Source organism: Streptomyces sp. PA03-1a (assembly GCF_033792805.1).
Taxonomy (GTDB): Bacteria; Actinomycetota; Actinomycetes; order Streptomycetales; family Streptomycetaceae; genus Actinacidiphila.
The window spans coordinates 12,204-31,345 of the sequence record NZ_JARAVO010000102.1 but is presented as its reverse complement, the minus strand read 5'-3'; the positions used below and the strand labels follow the sequence as shown (position 1 = coordinate 31,345).

The following is a 19,142-nucleotide window of genomic DNA, read 5'->3' as shown; positions in this document are numbered from 1 at the left end:
CGCCGGGGGAGTGTCGGGGGAGTCACCATGCGCCCGGCGATCCTGCCCCGGGGGGATTCCTCGACGGCGGACCTGCGCAAGGCGACCTCCGAGCGGGAGCGGGGCGGCCGGTCGAGGTCGACGACCTCGGGTGCCTCGGCTGCCGTGCCCCTGAGGCTTTCGGCGACCATGCCGACGAGCCGGACGACGGTCCCGCGGAGCGTGCCCGAGCCGGTTCCGGCGGTGGCCGTCTCGCGTCCGCCGTTCCGGGCGCCGCCCTGGGTCCTCCGGGGTTCATGGGCGTTCCTGAGCGTCACGGGCACCGCCTCCGTCCGATCGGGCAGGAACTGCGCCCCGCACCGTGCGGGACGGCCGTCGTCATCGGGTCACCGGGATTCCCGCCGCTCGGACACCGCCCCCGGCACTGTGGCCACCGGGAAGTCGACCGGCCGGGCCGCCGCCGGGCCGCGGGCACGGCTCCCCCTGGGCCGGCCTGCGCGCACCCGACGGCGCCCGGCCGGAGCCGGTGCCGTCGCATCGGAGAGCCTGCCAGCGGGCGGGGGCCGCGGCATCGGGGAACTCCCTACGTCCTCCGCCACGGGTCCCGCTCGGGTCCGGACGTCCGGACTTCCGCCCCGCCGGCGGGGCCCCGGACGCATCGGGGACGACCCCGTCCGGGCCCTGCGGCCAGGGCGTGTCTGATGAATCCCGCCTGGCTCGTGACGCTCCCCCAGCTGGCGCTGGGAGGTGCCCCCAGGCACGGCACTCCCCCAGCCTTCGGCCGGGGGTGCCCCCACGCCGCGTTGTCGGAGTCGTCCACGTACGTCCAGTACGAGGCCGATCCTCCGCCTTGCGATAGCACGCACCAGCCGCCACGAGCCCCGCCGTCCGGGCGGACGGCGCTATTCATGGGACACGCCCTAGTCCCGGCCCTTGTGCTTGCCGCGCAGCACGACGCCGATGTGGGCGGCCGCCGTGGACAGATGGCGGCGGACCTCGCGCAACTGCTCGGCGTCCACGCCGTTGTCGCGGGCGGCGTCGCGGACGTCGTCGCGGAAGCGGTCCAGCAGGCGCTCCAGGTCGCGGGCAGGGTCCTCGGTCACGGCGGCGTCCTCCGCGCCCCACTCGGGCGCCTCGGCGGGCTCGGGCTTCACATACGGCGGCCAGGAGGTGGAGGTGCGGCCGAACTGGCCGAGCTCCCGGGTGAGTTCCGCCAGCCCCTCGCGGACGCCGGTCTGCCAGTCGCCGCGCCGGACGTGGTCCTGGACCTCCTCCTGGACGCGGCGCGCGATGCGCTGCACCTCGTCCCGTGCGGCGTCCTGGGCCTCCTTGGCGGCGCGCTTGGCGGTGCGGGCCTCCTCGCGGGCCTGCCGGATCTCCTCCTTGGAGCGGCGCATCTGCTCCTTCCAGTCCGCCGGGGAGGACTTCGGCTGGGTGTGCGCCGCCTGCTGGGCGGCCGCCCGGATCTCGCGGCGCAGGTCGCCCGCGGCGCCGCGGACGTCCTCGCGGATCTCGGCGGCGAGCGTGGAGACGGAGTCGCGGATCTCGTTCTCCAGGTCGGCGATCTCGTCGCTGCGGGAGGCGAGTTCCGCGCGGCCCGCGTCGGTGATCGAGTACACCTTGCGGCCGCCCTCCGTGGAGTGGGTGACCAGGCCCTCCTTCTCCAGCTTGGCCAGCCGCGGGTAGACGGTGCCGGCGGAGGGGGCGTACAGGCCGTGGAAGCGCTCCTCCAGCAGCCGGATCACCTCGTAACCGTGACGGGGGGCCTCGTCCAGCAGCTTGAGCAGGTAGAGGCGGAGCCGGCCGTGGGCGAAGACGGGGGCCATCTCAGACGTCCTTCCGGAACGGATCGGCGTCCGCGGGTCCGTGGTCCTCCTGGGGCGGGCGGCGCAGCAGCGCGATGGCGCCCGACACCGTGGTGGCCTTGAGCCGGGAGCCGCCGGACCCCATCCGGCCGGAGATCCGCTTGGCGCCCCACTGCCCGCTGACCCGCAGCTCGTCGAAGGCGCAGGAGACGTCGCCGCTGGTGGTGTTGGCGTCCACCTCGGCGTCCCCAGGCTCCGGGATGCGGATCGCGATCTCCCCGGAGACCGAGGTCAGGCGGACGTCCGCGCCGCTGCGCGGGTCCAGGTCGAGCACCATGTTGCCGCTGACCGAGTCGGCCTTGACGGCGGCGCCGCTGCCCTCGACCACGGTCAGGTCGCCCGAGACGGTGTTGACCCGCAGGTCGCCGGAGACCGCCTGGGCCTCCACGTTCCCCGCGACCGTCTCGGCGGTCACCGGGCCGGCCTGGCCGACCAGCGTGATGTCGCCGTTGACGCCCCGTACGGCGGTGCGGTCCGAGATCCCCGAGATCACGGCGTTCGCCCCGACCACCCCCACCGACACGCTGGTGCGCTGCGGGACGGCGAGCGAGACGACGGCGTGCCGCCGCCAGCCCTTGCGGTCGAGCCACTTGAGCAGGCCCTTCCAGGGCAGGTCCTCGTAGGTGACGGTGAGCGTGCCGCCCTCGTGCGACACGATCAGCGGGGGGCCGTCGAGCTCGCTCACCTCCAGCCGGGCCGGGCCCTCGTCGACGCCGACCACGTTGACGGCGCCGTTGACGATCCGGACGTGCAGGGTGTCGACGCTCGCGTCGAAGACCATCTTGTGCGGCTCGGTGACCGTCCACTCCCGTGAGCCGGGGGTTCCGCTCATTTCGCCCCTCCTTGGGGTCACCCGGGCACGCCGGGTCAACGCCGACAACGCAACATATCGCGTCTCTCCGATAGACACGATATATCGCGTGGATCGGAAGTCAAGGGAGCGCCGTGCGCGCCCCGGTGGCGGTTCGCGGCGGAACGGCGCCCGGACGCGGCCGGTCACGCGGCGAACGGGTGAGGTCCTCCCCGCGGGGCGCGGCGCCGTGCGCGCCGCGAGCGCCCGTACGGGCGCCGGGTGATGTGCTCATCCCCCATGGGCCCTCGAACCGCCACCGCCACCGCCGCGACCGTCCTGCTCCTGACGGGCCTCGCCCTGGCCGCCTGCGGCACCCGTACCGGGACCGGTGGGCCCGCCGCCGAGGTGAGCCCCGCGAACGCCCGGGTGAGCGCCTGCACGGCCGGCACGACCGCCGTGCGCTTCCTGGCCGCCACCGTCCACGCGACCGCCTCGCAGCCCGCGGTCGCCCGGGTCGAGGTCACCAACACCTCGGGCGCCCCCTGCACGCTGACCGGCGCCACGACCCTCACCGCGAGGGACGACCAGGACAAGGCCGCCCCCGTCGAGGCGGACAACTCCGCGGCCGGCACCGGAGCCGTGGAGCTCCGCGGGGGCACCACGGCCGTCGCCGACGTCCGCTACACCGACCTCAACGTCGAGGGGACCCCCTCGGCGCGCGAGGTCTGCCCCGTCCAGGCCTCCCGGGTGCAGGTCGCGCTCCCCGACGACGTGGCCCGTACGGTCGAGGTCACCACGGCCGACGGCACCCCGGCGGTCTTCAGCGTCTGCGGCGACGGGGTCCGGTTCGGCGCCTTCCGCACCTGAGCCCGGCGGTCCCGCCGCTCGCGGCTACTCGTCCTCGTCGTCGTCCAGCCGGGCCAGCCACGTCGCCAGCCGCTCCACCGGGATCTCGAACTCGGGGTTGAGGTCGACGAACTCCCGCAGCCGCTCGGCGAGCCACTCGAAGGTGACCTCCTCCTGGCCGCGCCGGTTCTCCAGCTCCTCGATGCCGCGGTCGGTGAAGTACAAGGGGTGCTCCGGATCAGGGTCGAAGGATGACGTACCAGGCCAGGATAGGTACTCCCGCCGCCCGGGCCGGGGCCCCCTCCTGCCGGCGTACGCGCAGGGGCCCCGCACTCGACGAGTGCGGGGCCCCTGCGCGTCGTACCGGGGACTACGGGCCTCAGAGCTCGAAGACCTCGTGCACCAGCTGCTCCTGCTCCTGCTGGTGCCGCTTGGCGGAACCGACCGCCGGCGACGAGGAGGACGGACGCGACACACGACGCAGCCGGTCGGCGTTGTCGGGCGCGGCGCCGAGCACCAGGTCGAGGTGGTCGATCAGGTTGAGGGCGATGAACGGCCAGGCACCCTGGTTGGCCGGCTCGTCCTGGGCCCAGACATACTTCTGGGCCTTGGTGAACGGGGCCAGGGCGGCCTGGATCTCCAGGCCCGGCAGCGGGTAGAGACGCTCGATGCGGATGAGGGCGGTGTCGAAGGCACCACGCTTCTCGCGCTCGGCGACGAGGTCGTAGTAGACCTTGCCGGAGCAGAAGACGACCTTGCGGACGTCCTCGGGCTTGACGGTGCTGTCACCGATGACCGGCTGGAACTGGCCGGAGGTGAACTCCTCCGTCTTCGAGGTCGCCGCCTTCAGGCGCAGCATCGACTTCGGGGTGAAGACGATGAGCGGCTTGTGGTGCGGGTTGTGGACCTGCCACCGCAGGAGGTGGAAGTAGTTCGCCGGGGTGGTCGGGACCGCGACCGTCATGTTGTTCTGCGCGCACAGCTGCAGGAAGCGCTCGATGCGGGCGGAGGAGTGGTCCGGGCCCTGGCCCTCGTAGCCGTGCGGCAGCAGGAGGGTGACGCCGGAGGTCTGGCCCCACTTCTGCTCGGCGGAGGAGATGAACTCGTCGACGACGGTCTGGGCGCCGTTGACGAAGTCACCGAACTGGGCCTCCCAGGCGACCAGCGCGTCCGGGCGGGCCAGCGAGTAGCCGTACTCGAAGCCCATCGCCGCGTACTCGCTGAGCAGCGAGTCGTAGACGTTGTAGCGCGCCTGGTCCTCGGCGAGGTAGAGCAGCGGGGTGTAGTCCTCGCCGGTCTCCCGGTCGACCAGGACGGCGTGCCGCTGGCCGAAGGTGCCGCGGCGGGAGTCCTGGCCGGCGAGCCGGACCGGGGTGCCCTCCATCAGCAGGGAGCCGATGGCGAGGGTCTCGCCCATGGCCCAGTCGATGGTGTCGTCCTCGACCATGGCCGCGCGGCGCTGCAGCTGCGGCATCAGACGCGGGTGGACGGTGATCCGCTCGGGGATGTTGACCTGGGAGGCCGCGATCCGCTTGACGGTCTCCTGGCTGATCGCGGTGTCCGCCGGGACGGGGAACTCCGGGCCGGTGGCCTGGTTCTCCTCCTCCTGCGGGGCGGCCGGCGCGGTCGCCTCGCGGACCTCGGTGAAGACCTTCTCCAGCTGGCCCTGGTAGTCCTGCAGGACCTGCTCGGCCTCCTCCAGGGTGATGTCGCCGCGACCGATGAGGGACTCGGTGTAGAGCTTGCGCACCGAGCGCTTCTTGTCGATCAGGTCGTACATCAGCGGCTGGGTGAAGGACGGGTTGTCGGCCTCGTTGTGACCGCGGCGGCGGTAGCAGATGAGGTCGATGACGACGTCCTTGTTGAACGCCTGGCGGAACTCGAAGGCGAGCCGCGCGACGCGGACCACGGCCTCCGGGTCGTCGCCGTTCACGTGGAAGATCGGCGCCTCGATCATGCGCGCGACGTCGGTGGAGTACATCGACGAGCGCGAGGACTCCGGGGCGGCGGTGAAGCCGACCTGGTTGTTGATCACCACGTGCACGGTGCCGCCGGTGCGGTAGCCGCGCAGCTGCGACATGTTCAGGGTCTCCGCGACGACGCCCTGGCCGGCGAAGGCCGCGTCGCCGTGGAGCACGACCGGCATGACGGTGAAGTCCGTGCCGCCCTTGCCGATGACGTCCTGCTTGGCACGGGCGATGCCCTCGACGATCGGGTCGACCGCCTCCAGGTGCGAGGGGTTCGCGGCCAGCGAGACGGTGATCTGCTCGCCGTCCAGGCCGGTGAAGGTGCCCTGGGCGCCCAGGTGGTACTTCACGTCGCCGGAGCCGTGCATCGACTTCGGGTCGAGGTTGCCCTCGAACTCGCGGAAGATCTGCGCGTACGACTTGCCGACGATGTTGGCCAGCACGTTCAGCCGGCCGCGGTGGGCCATGCCGATGACGACCTCGTCCAGCCGCGATTCGGCGGCGGCGTCGATGACGGCGTCGAGGAGCGGGATGACGGACTCGCCGCCCTCCAGGGAGAAGCGCTTCTGGCCGACGTACTTCGTCTGCAGGAAGGTCTCGAAGGCCTCCGCGGCGTTGAGGCGGCGCAGGATGCGCAGCTGCTCGTCGCGCTCGGGCTTGGTGTGCGGGCGCTCGACGCGGTCCTGGATCCACTTGCGCTGCAGCGGGTCCTGGATGTGCATGAACTCGATGCCGACGGTGCGGCAGTACGAGTCGCGCAGCACACCGAGGATGTCGCGCAGCTTCATCAGCGACTTGCCGGCGAAACCGCCGACGGCGAAGTCACGCTCCAGGTCCCACAGGGTGAGGCCGTGCTCGGTGATGTCGAGGTCGGGGTGCTTGCGCTGCTTGTACTCCAGCGGGTCGGTGTCGGCCATGACGTGGCCGCGGACCCGGTAGGAGTGGATCAGCTCGAAGACGCGGGCGGCCTTGGTGACGTCGTCGTCGTGGCTGGCGTCGATGTCCTTGAGCCAGCGGACCGGCTCGTAGGGGATGCGCAGCGCCTTGAAGATGTCGTCGAAGAAGTTGTTCTCGCCCAGCAGGAGCTGGTTCATGATGCGCAGGAACTCGCCCGACGCCGCACCCTGGATGACCCGGTGGTCGTAGGTGCTGGTCAGCGTCATGACCTTGGAGATGCCCAGCTTGTTCAGGGTGTCCTGCGAGGTGCCCTGGAACTCGGCGGGGTAGTCCATGGAGCCGACGCCGAGGATCACCGACTGGCCGGGCATCAGGCGCGGCACCGAGTGGACGGTGCCGATGCCGCCGGGGTTGGTGAGCGAGACGGTGACGCCGGAGAAGTCGTCCATCGTCAGCTTGCCGATGCGGGCGCGGCGGACGATGTCCTCGTAGGCCTGCCAGAACTCGAAGAAGTTGAGGGTCTCGGCCTTCTTGATGGCCGCGACGACCAGCTGGCGGTCGCCGTTGGGCTTGACCAGGTCGATGGCGAGGCCCAGGTTGACGTGGTCGGGCTTGACCAGCGTCGGCTTGCCGTCCTTCTCCGCGAACGACCAGTTCATCGCGGGCATGATCTTCAGCGCCTGCACCATGGCGTAGCCGATGATGTGCGTGAAGGAGACCTTGCCGCCACGGGCGCGCTTGAGGTGGTTGTTGATGACGATGCGGTTGTCGAACAGCAGCTTCACCGGGACGGCGCGCACGGACGTGGCCGTGGGCAGCTCCAGCGAGGCGTGCATGTTCTTCGCCACGGCCGCGGAAGGGCCGCGCAGCGTCACGTACTCGGGTCCCTGGGCAGCCTCGGTGGCCGGGGCGGCCTTGGCCGTCGGCTGCGGCTGCGCCGGAGTGGGCTTCTCGACGGCGGGCTTCGCGGGGGCCGGAGCGGCCGGAGGCGCTGCGGGGGCCGCCTGAGGCTGGCCCGAGGCGACTGCGGAACCCGTATCCGCTCCCGGCTTGTAATCGGCGAAGAAGTCCCACCAGGCTCGGTCCACCGAGTTCGGGTCCTGGAGGTACTGCTGGTAGATCTCATCGACAAGCCACTCGTTAGGCCCGAAGCCCGCGGCAGGGCCCTGGCCCTGCCCATCGGTTTCGGTCGGGACGCTCGAGCTACTGGGGTGTGGCGACACGGCGGCAACCGCCCTCTTCCGCTTCACAAGGTGATGGACAGCGGAAATAAAGGCTACGCCTACCTGAGCGTTTCCCGCAGGCGGGGAGGCCAGTCGTCGCCTAAGTCACATCGGAAAGGCGGTTTCGGGGCGGAGTTTGGCGGGAATGGGGACCTGAATCGACTGGTCCGGTTGCCTCTGGCAACGTCCGCCCTGGCGGGAGCGTCAAGCCGACGCCGTCGCCGACCCTGGGAGGGTGACGCGGATCCGGCAGCCGCGGGGGGACTCGGCCACCGCGATGCGTCCGCCGTGGAGGTCCACCGCCCAGCGCGCGATCGCCAGTCCCAGCCCCGTCCCGCCGTCGCCCGGTCCCGCGGTGCCGCGGTTGAACCGCTCGAAGACGCGGGTGCGCTCGGCCTCGGGTATGCCGGGGCCCTCGTCCAGGACCTCCAGGTCGAGGCTGCCCGGACCGGTGCCGCGCCGGGCCCGGACGGTGACCCGGCCGCTGGGCGGGCTGTGCTTGACGGCGTTGTCGATCAGGTTGGCGACCACCTGGTGCAGCCGCTCCGCGTCCGCGTACGCGGTCAGCTCCGGCGGTGAGACGTCCAGGTGGAGGTGGACGTCTTTGCGCGCCCGGCCGCCGTGCGCCCTGGCGTCCTTCAGGCCGAGGCCGGCCGTCTTGATCACGGCCGACAGGTACGGCCAGACCTCGAAGCGCTTGGCGTCCAGCGGCACGATGCCGTTGTCCAGGCGGGAGAGGTCCAGAAGGTGGGCGACGAGCAGGCTCAGCCGCTCCGCCTGCTGCAGCGCGGTGCGCATCGTCTCCGTGTCGGCCTCGGAGACCCCGTCGACGACGTTCTCCAGGACCGCACGGAGCGCCGCGATCGGGGTGCGCAGCTCGTGTGAGACGTTCGCCACCAGCTCCTTGCGGTGCCGGTCGACGGCCTCCAGGTCGGCGGCCATCCGGTTGAAGGTCTCGGCCAGTTCGCCGACCTCGTCGCGGCGCACCGCGGTGACCCGCCGGCTGTAGTCGCCGCGCACCATGGCGCTGGCGACCGAGGTCATCTCGCGCAGCGGCGCGGTCAGCCCGTGCGCCACCAGCTGCGAGATCAGCAGCGAGGCGATGATCGAGAAGATGGTGATGATCCGGATCTCGGTCGCGGAGTGCATCGCCACGAAGATCAGGCCCGTGGTGATCAGCACGGAGGCGAGCACCAGGTACTGCAGCGCCGCCTTGATCGACCGGAAGGGGTCGTACGGCCTCAGCGCGGCCCAGGCACGTTCCCGCAGCTTCGGCGGGCGCGGCGCGCTGTAGGGGCTCACGGCGTGGGCGTCTCGAGCGCGTAGCCGACGCCGTGCACGGTACGGATGCGCTCCGCCCCGATCTTCCGCCGCAGCGCCTTGACGTGGCTGTCGACGGTGCGGGTGCCGGAGGCGTCCGCCCAGTCCCAGACCTCGGCGAGCAGCTGCTCCCGGGAGAGCACCGCGCGCGGCTGCTGGGCCAGGCAGACCAGCAGGTCGAACTCGGTCGGGGTGAGGTGCACGTCGGCGCCCCGGACCCGGACCCGCCGCTGGGCGTTGTCGATCTCCAGGTCGCCGAGCTGCATGTTGGCGCCGCGCGGGTCGCGGGCGGCGATCGTGGCGCGCTCCACGCGGCGCAGCAGCACGTGCACCCGGGCGACCAGCTCGCGCAGCGAGAAGGGCTTGGTCATGTAGTCGTCGGCGCCCACGCCGAGCCCGACCAGCATGTCGGTCTCGTCGTCGCGGGCGGTCAGCATCAGCACCGGGACCGGCCGCGAGGCCTGCACGCGGCGGCAGACCTCCAGGCCGTCGTACCCGGGGAGCATGACGTCGAGGACGAGGAGGTCGGGCTGCCAGGAGGCGGCGGTCTCCACGGCGGCGGGGCCGTCGCCCGCGGTGCGGACCTGGAAGCCCTCGGCCCGCAGGCGTGCCGCGATGGCGTCGGCGATCGTCGCGTCGTCCTCCACCACCAGCACGCGGCGCTGCGCACCGGGGGTGGCCGCCACCGCTGCGGCGTCGGCGGTCGTCGGCTGTGTGCTGTCCATGTGGGGTCCCCCATGGTCGTTTGCGTTGCGCAGCAGCGTACGGGGCGGGACGGCGACGCGGCTATGCGGGTTTGATTGCCAGGTGCACGACATCCGGAACGCCCCGATTCACCGGGATCTCGATGGTCCGGACCTGCGTGAACTGCGCCGACCTCAAGGCGTCGTCGAACGCGGCGGACGGCTGCGCAGACCATACCGCCAGTACGCCGCCGGGTTCGAGCCGCTCCCTGCAGGCCGCCAGACCCTCCGGTCCGTACAGCCCCCCGTTGCCCTCGGTGACCGTCCAGTCGGGGCCGTTGTCGATGTCCAGGCACAGCGCGTCGTACGTCACGTCCGCCTCCCGCACGTACGCCACCAGATCGCCCTCGACGACGCTCACCCGCGGGTCCTCGAGCGCGTGCTCGGAGAAGTCCGCCAGCGGGCCCGCGTGATGCCAGTCGATCACCGCCCGCTCCCGCTCGGCCACCGCGATCCGCGCCCAGCGCGGCTCGGCCGCCGCCCGCGCGAGCGAGAAGCCCACCCCGAGGCCGCCGATCAGCACCGACAGCTCCGCCCGGTCCGCCGGGAGGGCGTCCAGCGCCGCGTCGACCAGCAGCCGTTCCGAGCGGCCGTCGGAGGTGTCCATCAGGAAGGTGCCGTTGGCGATGATCTCGTAGCGGCCGCCCCTGCGCCGGAGCGCGACCTCCCCGTACGGCCCGTCACGACGGTCGAGCGTGACGGGCCGTTCCTCTTCGTTCGCGTCCATGGACCCAGGGTAATGAGATGACCCCTCCGGGCCGGACGGGGTTTTTCACCCGCAGCCGCCCGGGGCCGGCCCCCGGACGGCCACCAGCGCGACGCCGCCCGCGAAGAGGACGGCGGCGGTTGCCCAGGCCGCGGGCTGGGCGCCCGGCTGCATCGACCAGGCCCACACCGCGGCCGCCCCGCCCGGGGTGCGGGGAGCCGCGAGGTAGACGCTGCCGCCGTAGAGCACGGGCGGCAGCCAGCTCAGCCGGGCACCCAGGACGGCGGCGCCCGCGGCCGCGAGACCGGTGAAGCCGAGGACGCCCCGGACCATCGTCGGGGCACCGAAGCGGTCCGGGTCCCCGGGGACCGCTGCGCCCAGCCAGAGCACCGCAGGCCCGGTGAGGGCGAGCAGGTGCACGGCCCGCCACCGCCACCAGGGCAGCGGGGCGCCACGGTCCACTTCCCCGGAGTGGGTGTGGAGGGAGATCCCGGTGACGGCCGCCGCGAGGACCGGGGCGAGGACGACCACCGGGACGCGGGCGCCGGTGTCGAAGAACGGCCGGCTGACCAGCCAGTCCGCGCCCCAGCGGGAGGCGGCGAAGAGGACGGCCAGCGCGGCGGCGGCGCCGGGCAGACCGCGTGAGCGGACATAGAGGGGCAGAAGGGTTGGCGTCATCGTGAGGGCTCCTCGACGGGTCCGGTGGGGGTCACGGCGCCGGGACCCCGCCGACGTCGCAGGCCCGGACGCCGGCCAGGTAGCGGCCGAACCAGGCACGGCGGTCGGCGGCCGTCATGGCGCGCAGGCGCTGCGCCGCCGCCCGCGCGAGGCGGTTCTCGGCCTGGCCGGCGGGGAAGAGGGGACGCCCGAGGCGCAGCCACTCCTGGGCGGCGTACTCGTTGGCGTAGGCGCGGTCTCCGGCTCGGTCCCCCTCGCATGCGGCCGAGGAGGAGACCGCGTACACGAGGTCCCGGTAGAGCATGCCGTCGTCGCCCAGGCGGCCTCGGAAGACGCCGCCGTACAGCTGGAACCGGACCTCCCCGGGCGGCGCCGTCTCCGACGATCCCCCCTCGCGGTACCGGACGGGCGCCCCCGGGGCGCCGTCCAGCCGGGCGTCGACGCGGTCCACCACCGCGCGCACCGCGGGCAGGGCCGAGCCGTGCGCCGCGCGGACGCACACCGTGGGGGTGCCCCGGTCGCAGACGAGCGCGGACGCGGCGGGGTCGGGCCGCCACAGGTCCGCGCCGCTCCGGTACAGGACGGACGCGGCCGCGACGGCGACGACCAGCGGCAGGACGGCGAGCACCCGCCGCCTGGCGTGACCGGCCAGCAGCGCGGCGGCGGCCGTTCCGGCGAACCACACCGCCGCGAGAGGGGCGGCCCACCACACCGGGGCGTCACCGGAGGGGCCGGCGTACGCGGGGCTGAGTACCGTGGCCCCCGACTCGCCGTAGGCGCCGATGCCGAGCAGCAGATACCCGGCGACCGCGAGCAGCGGTGCCGCGAAGCGCCAGGGCAGTGCCCGCCCCGCCGCGAAGCCGAGCGCGCCCAGGGCCCCGAGCGCCACCGCGTCCGCGGCCGGCCGGTCCCACGCGGGGTGCCCGTGGGACGCGTACGGAAGGACCAGCGCCAGGCACACGCCGACCGCCGCCAGATAGCCCAGCACCGGCCAGGCCATCGACGGCAGGGCCGCGACCAGCGCCCTGCGCAGCGGCGGCCGCGCGGCCGAGGCGAGCAGGTCGCCGGTGCCGCGCCGCCGCTCGCGGCCGCCCTGCCAGCAGCCGGCGGCGAGGGCGAGCGGACCGCCGAGGAGCAGGCCCGCCTCACGCAGCGCGCCGTGGAGCACCGCCCAGTCGTCACCCAGCGAGTACCGCCTGGCCAGGACGGTGACGAGGACGCCGCCGGCCACGGCGGCCCCCGTCCACGCCCCGAAGCCGCGGAGCAGCTCGGTGCGGTGGACACGGTGAACGCGGTGGACACGGGGCGCGGCGGGAGGCGCCGGGGGAGCGGTGGCCAGGGTGCCCGGGGCGCTCATACGGCGGCCTCCCGGACGCCGGAGGCCGCACCGCGGTGACGGCGCAGCGCCGCCGTGTAGCCGCGTTCGATCGGGCTGTCCCCGGCCGCGTCGTCGTCCCCGGCCGCGGCCAGCTCCGCCGCGGTGCCGCGGAAGGCGGTCCGTCCGCCGTCGAGCAGCGTCACCTCCGTGCAGGCGGTGGCCACGTCCTCGACGAGATGGGTGGAGACCAGGACGGTCGCCGTGGCGCCCACTTCCCTGAGCAGGGCGCGGAACTGCACCCGCTGTTCCGGGTCGAGACCGGCGGTCGGCTCGTCGAGCAGCAGCAGGTCGGGGTCGTTGACGATGGCCTGGGCGATGCCGACCCGGCGCACCATGCCGCCGGACAGGGTCCTGATCCTCACGTCGGCGCGCCCGGCGACGCCGACCCGCTCCATCGCGCGGTCGACGGCCGCCGGCACCGCGGCCTTGGGCATCTCCTTCAGCCAGGCCACGTACGCCACGAACTCGCGCACCGTGAAGCCCGGGTAGTAGCCGAACTCCTGCGGCAGGTAGCCCAGGCGCCGCCGGATCGCGGTGCGTCCGGCCTGCGTCGCCGGGTCGTGGCCCAGCAGCTCCAGGCGGCCCGACCGGTACCCGGCCACGGTGGCGAGCACCCGGATCAGCGAGGTCTTCCCGGCGCCGTTGGGCCCGAGCAGTCCGTGGACCCCGCGCCCGACGCGCAGGTCGAGGGCGTCCAGGGCGGTGGTCCGGCGATGTCTCACGGTCAGACCGTCGAGGGAGACGGTCGGCTCGGTCGTCATGGGCGCTCCAGGTGGTCGAAAGCGGTACGGCGAAGGGTCAGGAGAAGGGCGCAGGCGGCGCCGGCCGCGGCCCAGGCGGGCTGCGCGGCGGGGGAGAGCAGCAGGGGCGCGGACCCGGTCGGGAGCCCGCAGAGGACGACGGCGCACAGCCAGCCGGCCGTCACCACGGCGGCGGCCCGGTGGCAGCCGGTCCAGCTGCCCAGCGCGAGCGTGGCCCCGGTCAGCACGAGCCCCGGCAGCAGCCACGCCACCGCGGCGCCCGTGCCCGCCAGGACGCCTCCGGCGGCGGTCAGCAGCGGCACGCACACCGCCAGCACGGCTGCGGTGCGCGTGAGCAGCAGCCGCAGCCCCCCGGAGGGCGTCGACGCGGCCAGTTCGTGGGCCGGGTCGCCGTACCTCCCGTACGCGAGGGCCACGCCCACCGGCGGCAGCGCCGGGGCGAGCACCAGAAGCCAGGGGCGTCCCTGCGGCGCCCCGCCCAGACGCGTCAGGGCCACGGCCACCGCCAGCGTCAGCAGCACCGACGCCACCCAGGCCGGACGCAGCGTGCGCGCGGACCGGACGGCGGCGCGCCAGGGCCGGGCCCCGGCCGCCCGCGCGAGCGGCGGTTCCGGGGCGGGCACGCTGCCCGTGGCCGCGGTGAGCACCGCGGCCCGGACCCCGGAGAGGACCGCTCCGCCCTCGCCCGCCCTGGCCAGCGAGGAGATCCGGGCGGCGCAGGCCGCACAGGACTCCAGGTGCTTGTCCACCGACCAGGCGGCGGGGTCGGCGAGCGTGCCGTCGGCGTAGGCGGCGGCCGTGCCGTCCGGCACGTGCCAGCCGGTCCGGTCCGCCTGCGGGGTTCCGGGGGTGCGCCACGCGAGGCGTCCCCGGGCGGGGGTCAGCATGCGGCTCCTCCTGCGGTGCCGAGGGCGGCGAGGGCGGCGCGCAGTTCGCGGCGCGCCCGCGAGGCCCGGGTCTTGACGGTGCCTTCGGGTATCCCGAGCAGGCGCGCGGCCTCCCGCGTGGTGAGGCCGTCGATCACGGTCGCCCGCAGGACGGCCCGCAGTTCGGGGGAGATCCGGTCGAGCGCGGCGCCGACGTCGCCGTACTCCAGGCCGGCGAGGACGTGCTCCTCGGCGGAGGGGGTGGTGCCGGCCTCCTCCGCGGCCAGGAGGTCGCGGGTGCCGGCCCGTACCGCGGCGCGGCGGGCGTCCGCCAGCCGCCGGGCGGCGATCACCCACAACCAGCCGCCCGCGGCTCCGCCGCCGTGGGTGCCCGCCGAGCGCCAGGCCGCCATGAAGGTGTCCTGCAGCACCTCCCGGACGGTCTCCGGGTCCGGGCAGCGCCGCGTGAGCCGGGCGTGCAGCCATCCGGAATGGCGGTCGTACAGATCGGCGAGGGCCTGGGTGTCGCCCCGGGCGATCGCGCGCATCAGCGCGTCGTCCCCGGGCGGCTCATGGCTCATGGGGCGGAAGAGTCTCACGCCCCTCTATCGCCGCCGCCCCCGCGAACGGTTCTCGGGGGCGGCGGAGGAGGCGCGCACCGTGCGGCGCGGCCGATCGCTCAGAGCGAACACGGCTCGGGGAACACCAGGGGCATCAGATGCATTGAGTCTGCATAGCTCAACTTGATTGCTTAGGGAGAGATAATGGCTCAATCGTCTTCGTCGGCGTTCGCGCCGCTCACCCTGCCCGTGCTGCCCCTCGACGACTCGGTGGTCCTGCCCGGCATGGTCGTGCCGGTGGACCTGACCGACGCCGAGGCGCGCGCCGCGGTCGAGGCGGCGCAGGCCGCCCAGCGGTCCGGTCGGCCCGGACTCGGCAACAAGCCGCGGGTGCTGCTCGTTCCCCGGGTGGACGGGGACTACGCGGGCGTGGGCACGCTGGGCACCGTCGAGCAGGTGGGACGCCTGTCGGACGGCGATCCCGGTGCCGTGATCCGCACGGTGAGCCGCGTGCGCATCGGCGCCGGCACGACCGGCCCCGGCGGCGCCCTGTGGGTGGAGGGCACCGAGCTCTCCGAGACCGCACCGGCCGAGGCCCCGGGCACCGTCGCGGAGCTCATGAAGGAGTACAAGGCCCTGGCCACCAGCTGGCTGCGCAAGCGCGGCGCCTGGCAGGTCGTGGACCGCGTCCAGCAGATCGAGGACGTCTCGCAGCTCGCGGACAACGCCGGCTACTCCGGCTTCCTCACCACCAGCCAGCGCATCGAGCTGCTGGAGACCCTGGACCCGGTCGCCCGGCTGAAGCTGGCCACGCAGTGGCTGCGTGACCACCTGGCCGAGCAGGACGTCGCGGAGACCATCCGCAAGGACGTCCAGGAGGGCATGGAGAAGCAGCAGCGCGAGTTCCTGCTGCGGCAGCAGCTGCAGGCCGTCCGCAAGGAGCTGGCCGAGCTGAACGGCGACCCTGAGGACGAGGCGGACGACTACCGTTCCCGCGTCGAGGCCGCCGACCTGCCCGAGAAGGTGCGCGAGGCCGCCCTGAAGGAGGTCGAGAAGCTGGAGCGGTCCAGCGACGCGTCCCCCGAGGGCAGCTGGATCCGCACCTGGCTCGACACCGTCCTGGAGCTGCCGTGGAACACCACGACCCAGGACGCCTACGACATCCCCGGCGCGCGGGCGGTGCTGGACGCCGACCACGCGGGCCTGGAGGACGTGAAGGAGCGCATCACCGAGTACCTGGCCGTGCGCAAGCGCCGCAACGACCGCGGTCTCGGGGTCGTCGGCGGCCGCCGCGGAGGCGCGGTGCTGGCCCTGGTGGGCCCGCCCGGCGTCGGCAAGACCTCGCTCGGCGAGTCCGTGGCCCGCGCCATGGGGCGGAAGTTCGTGCGGGTCTCGCTCGGCGGCGTCCGCGACGAGGCGGAGATCCGCGGCCACCGGCGCACCTACGTCGGCGCGCTGCCCGGCCGCCTGGTGCGCGCCATCAAGGAGGCCGGGTCCATGAACCCGGTGGTCCTGCTGGACGAGATCGACAAGGTGGGCTCCGACTACCGCGGCGACCCGGCCGCGGCCCTGCTGGAGGTCCTGGACCCGGCCCAGAACCACACCTTCCGGGACCACTACCTGGAGGTCGAGCTGGACCTGAGCGACGTGGTGTTCCTCGCCACCGCCAACGTCCTGGAGGCCATCCCCGAGCCGCTGCTGGACCGCATGGAACTGGTGCGGCTGGACGGCTACACCGAGGACGAGAAGGTCGTCATCGCCCGTGACCACCTGCTGCCGCGCCAGCGCGAGCTGGCCGGGCTCGGCGAGGACGAGGTGACGGTCGACGACGCGGCCCTGCGCAAGCTGGCCGGGGAGTACACCCGCGAGGCGGGCGTGCGCACCCTGGAGCGTTCGATCGCCCGCATCCTGCGGAAGGTCGCGGCCAAGCACGAACTCGGCGAGCGCGAGCTGCCGTTCACGGTGACCCCGCAGGACCTGCGCGACCTCATCGGGCGGCCGCACCACGTGCCGGAGTCGGCGCAGGACCCGCAGGAGCGGCGCACGGCGGTGCCCGGCGTGTCCACCGGCCTGGCGGTGACCGGCGCGGGCGGCGACGTCCTCTACATCGAGGCGTCGCTGGCCGACCCGGAGACCGGCGGCAGCGGGCTGCAGCTCACCGGGCAGCTGGGCGACGTGATGAAGGAGTCCGCGCAGATCGCGCTCTCCTTCCTGCGCTCGCACGGCGCCGAACTGGAGCTGCCGGTCGGCGACCTGAAGGAGCGCGGCGTCCACCTCCACGTCCCCGCGGGCGCGGTCCCCAAGGACGGCCCGAGCGCGGGTGTCACCATGACCACCGCGCTGGCCTCGCTCCTGTCGGGGCGGCGGGTCCGCACCGACGTGGCGATGACCGGCGAGGTGTCGCTGACCGGGCGCGTGCTGCCGATCGGCGGCGTCAAGCAGAAGCTGCTGGCGGCGCACCGCGCCGGGATCACCACCGTGGTGATCCCCAAGAGGAACGAGGCGGACCTGGACGACGTCCCCGCCGAGGTCCTGGAGAAGCTGGAGGTCCACGCGGTCTCGGACGTCCGGCACGTGCTCAAGCTGGCCCTGGAGCCCGCCGTCACCGGCGCGGACTCCGGGCTGGAAGCCCCCGTCGCGGCCTGAGTCAGGCCCTGACCGGGTGAATGGAGAGCGGCCCCTCCCACGGCCTGAGGAGGGGCCGCTCCCGTGCGTGCGGCAGCCGGCCCACGCGGCGGCGTCCGCGCGGCCGGGCCGTGCGGGGCGGGGACACCAAGCGGGGAAGGGCCCCTGGTCACGCCGTGCGTCGGCGTCTGCGAAATACTGGGGACGCTGTGTACACGGCGGCCGGATACGACAGGTTTTCACGACGGAAAGCGGGTGACGAGGTGGCCGGAACCGCCGGCTCCCCCGGGGAGGCGGACCCCGTGATGGAGGCCCTCGAACGCGAGCTCACCGTCCTGTTGCGGCGCGCCCGCGCCTCCTCCGGCGAGATGGCCCGCGAGGTCCATCCGGACCTGGAGCCCGCGGCGTACGGGATCCTCGCCAGGCTCGCCGAGACCGGTCCCGAGCGGGCCACCGTGCTCGCCGGCTACTTCGGCGTCGGCAAGGCCACGATGAGCCGTCAACTGCGCGCCCTGGAGGTGCTCGGGCTCATCCGGCGCGAACCCGACCCCGCCGACGGCCGGGCCTACCTGGTGCAGCTCACCACGGGGGGCGCCGAGCGCTTCTCACGCGTCCGCACGGCGCGCCGGGCGCGCTACGTCAGCCGGCTCAGCGGCTGGGACCGGGACGAACTGCGCGAACTGGCCCGGCTGCTGGGCCAGCTGAACGACTCGCAGGAGCAGGACGGCGCCTGATCCGCGCGGTCCTCCGCCCCGGCGCGCGGCCACGCCGCCGTCACCACTGCGCGAACACCGCGGTCGCGTCGTCGCGCGCCTTGCCGCGGGGGAAGCGGGTGCCGTCCGGGTCGGCGGACTCCGCGGCGCGCACGCGCCGCAGGAGCTCCTCGGGGCCGGCCTTGCGCAGCAGTGCGAACGTGCCCTGCCAGTCCTGCTCGTGGAAGACCTCGACCAGCCGGGCGGCGCCGTCCGTCAGGGCCGCGACCGCGCGGACCCGCGAGCGCGGCCGGGTGCCCGTGACGGCGCGCTCGGCGACCGCGGGGTCCGCCGCAGCGGTGAAGAAGCCGCCCTCGGCGTTGCGCAGGGCCTCCACCGCCCGCCCGTACTCCGCGGCGGCCTCGGCACGGGCGGCCGTGCCGCGCGGCAGGGCACGCACCGCGGCGCGCAGCGCGGGCACCGGACCGGGCAGCCGGCCCAGCCGGTCGTCGCGCACGGCACCGACGTGACCTGTGGTGTCCTCGATGAGCAACACCGAGTCGGATAGCACCAGATGCTCCACGGTGTCCGCATTCCACCGGACCGCCACCACGGTCGCCTGCGGGGTGCGGCGGTGAGAAAGGTCACAGGTGCCGCGGTGCGCGTCGGCGGTGCGCAGGACGGATTCCGCGAGACACTGCGCCAGGCTCGGGGCCGCGGGCGAAACGGACAGTTCGATCATGAATCCGCCCAGCTCGGCGACGTACCAGGGGACGTCGTGACGGCATCCCGTGGGGCCGTCGGGAGGGGTGACGCCGTCCAGCAGGACCAGTGAACCGCCGCCGCCTGACGCGGGCATGGCCACCACGACGAAGTCCTCGTTGGGGCGTCCGGGGCTGCCGGGCTCGGTCGCCGTCTCGATGCGCATGCGGCCAGTCTGCAGCAGCCGCCCGGGAGAGCTGTTCGAACCCCGGGGGCGCTCGCCGGGGGTTACCGGCCAGTGAAGGTGCGCATCCTGCCAGGGCGGCGGCTCCGATGCCAGTTCCGGTCCCGGACGGCCGGGGGGCGTGCGCGTAACGATCCAGCCGGGGAGTTGAACGTCAACTTGTCGTTGCGATTCACTCGTTCGAGTGTCGGGGCGGGGGACGCACATCTGCATTCCGGGTCGGCCTGAGAAGGTCGGGACGATGCCGGGATGAGGCCAGACGTTGCCGTGCTCGGCGCTCGGCCGATGTGTCGTCAT

Annotated in this window: 17 protein-coding genes; 3 read left to right on the top strand and 14 right to left on the bottom strand. The window is 73.8% G+C overall.

Going from position 1 to position 19,142, the window contains the following annotated elements; translation table 11 throughout:
- The 3 genes from PV341_RS23085 to PV341_RS23075 all read right to left on the bottom strand — a co-directional run.
- On the bottom strand, positions 1–296 hold a 296-nt coding region (locus PV341_RS23085; RefSeq protein ID WP_500358890.1), incomplete at its 3' end, for a hypothetical protein.
- Positions 297–899: 603 nt separating this feature from the next.
- Positions 900–1,805 (bottom strand): PadR family transcriptional regulator, encoded by a 906-nt coding sequence (locus tag PV341_RS23080; RefSeq protein ID WP_499513919.1) that lies wholly within the window; start codon positions 1,803–1,805, stop codon positions 900–902.
- A 1-nt stretch (position 1,806) separates the two neighbouring features.
- A complete protein-coding gene (locus tag PV341_RS23075; protein ID WP_500331173.1) occupies positions 1,807–2,676 on the bottom strand; it encodes a DUF4097 family beta strand repeat-containing protein in 870 nt (289 codons plus the stop codon).
- Positions 2,677–2,934: 258 nt separating this feature from the next.
- Between PV341_RS23075 and PV341_RS23070 the strand changes: the two genes are divergently transcribed.
- Entirely contained in the window at positions 2,935–3,504 is a 570-nt protein-coding gene (locus tag PV341_RS23070) for a DUF4232 domain-containing protein (protein ID WP_500331174.1), read from the top strand.
- A gap of 24 nt (positions 3,505–3,528) precedes the next feature.
- Here the strand turns inward: PV341_RS23070 and PV341_RS23065 are convergent, their stop codons facing one another.
- The 10 genes from PV341_RS23065 to PV341_RS23020 all read right to left on the bottom strand — a co-directional run bounded on the left by PV341_RS23065 (position 3,529) and on the right by PV341_RS23020 (position 14,603).
- A complete protein-coding gene (locus PV341_RS23065; protein WP_431967379.1) occupies positions 3,529–3,708 on the bottom strand; it encodes a DUF6104 family protein in 180 nt (59 codons plus the stop codon).
- A 154-nt stretch (positions 3,709–3,862) separates the two neighbouring features.
- Positions 3,863–7,570: a multifunctional oxoglutarate decarboxylase/oxoglutarate dehydrogenase thiamine pyrophosphate-binding subunit/dihydrolipoyllysine-residue succinyltransferase subunit gene (locus PV341_RS23060; protein ID WP_500358888.1), complete on the bottom strand. Its 3,708-nt coding sequence runs from the start codon at positions 7,568–7,570 to the stop codon at positions 3,863–3,865.
- A 204-nt stretch (positions 7,571–7,774) separates the two neighbouring features.
- Entirely contained in the window at positions 7,775–8,872 is a 1,098-nt protein-coding gene (locus PV341_RS23055; RefSeq protein WP_500325557.1) for a HAMP domain-containing sensor histidine kinase, read from the bottom strand.
- Positions 8,869–9,615, bottom strand: coding sequence for a response regulator transcription factor (locus tag PV341_RS23050; protein ID WP_500325555.1), 747 nt, complete (start codon positions 9,613–9,615; stop codon positions 8,869–8,871). The genes PV341_RS23055 and PV341_RS23050 overlap by 4 nt, the downstream gene beginning before the upstream one ends.
- A gap of 61 nt (positions 9,616–9,676) precedes the next feature.
- Positions 9,677–10,360, bottom strand: a complete 684-nt coding sequence (locus PV341_RS23045) for a spermidine synthase family protein (protein ID WP_500325553.1) — start codon at positions 10,358–10,360, stop codon at positions 9,677–9,679.
- A gap of 45 nt (positions 10,361–10,405) precedes the next feature.
- Positions 10,406–11,017 (bottom strand): hypothetical protein, encoded by a 612-nt coding sequence (locus PV341_RS23040; protein ID WP_500358886.1) that lies wholly within the window; start codon positions 11,015–11,017, stop codon positions 10,406–10,408.
- Positions 11,018–11,048: 31 nt separating this feature from the next.
- Entirely contained in the window at positions 11,049–12,374 is a 1,326-nt protein-coding gene (locus tag PV341_RS23035) for a hypothetical protein (protein ID WP_500325549.1), read from the bottom strand.
- Positions 12,371–13,156: an ABC transporter ATP-binding protein gene (locus tag PV341_RS23030; protein WP_500325547.1), complete on the bottom strand. Its 786-nt coding sequence runs from the start codon at positions 13,154–13,156 to the stop codon at positions 12,371–12,373. Before PV341_RS23030 ends, PV341_RS23035 begins: the two co-directional genes overlap by 4 nt.
- Positions 13,153–14,043 carry an anti-sigma factor family protein gene (locus PV341_RS23025; RefSeq protein ID WP_500358884.1) on the bottom strand — a complete coding sequence of 297 codons (891 nt, stop codon included), beginning with the start codon at positions 14,041–14,043 and terminating at the stop codon, positions 13,153–13,155. Before PV341_RS23025 ends, PV341_RS23030 begins: the two co-directional genes overlap by 4 nt.
- A complete protein-coding gene (locus tag PV341_RS23020) occupies positions 14,037–14,603 on the bottom strand; it encodes an RNA polymerase sigma factor (protein ID WP_500325543.1) in 567 nt (188 codons plus the stop codon). Before PV341_RS23020 ends, PV341_RS23025 begins: the two co-directional genes overlap by 7 nt.
- Positions 14,604–14,786: 183 nt before the next feature.
- Between PV341_RS23020 and lon the strand changes: the two genes are divergently transcribed.
- Together lon and PV341_RS23010 are read left to right on the top strand one after the other, a co-directional pair.
- Complete coding sequence (gene lon / locus PV341_RS23015) at positions 14,787–17,228, top strand: endopeptidase La (protein WP_500358882.1); 2,442 nt, start codon at positions 14,787–14,789, stop codon at positions 17,226–17,228.
- A gap of 284 nt (positions 17,229–17,512) precedes the next feature.
- Positions 17,513–17,941, top strand: a complete 429-nt coding sequence (locus PV341_RS23010) for a MarR family winged helix-turn-helix transcriptional regulator (RefSeq protein WP_499516945.1) — start codon at positions 17,513–17,515, stop codon at positions 17,939–17,941.
- 40 nt (positions 17,942–17,981) lie between these two features.
- Here PV341_RS23010 and PV341_RS23005 read toward each other — a convergent pair whose 3' ends face one another.
- Positions 17,982–18,827 (bottom strand): hypothetical protein, encoded by an 846-nt coding sequence (locus PV341_RS23005; RefSeq protein WP_500325539.1) that lies wholly within the window; start codon positions 18,825–18,827, stop codon positions 17,982–17,984.
- Positions 18,828–19,142: the final 315 nt, after the last annotated feature.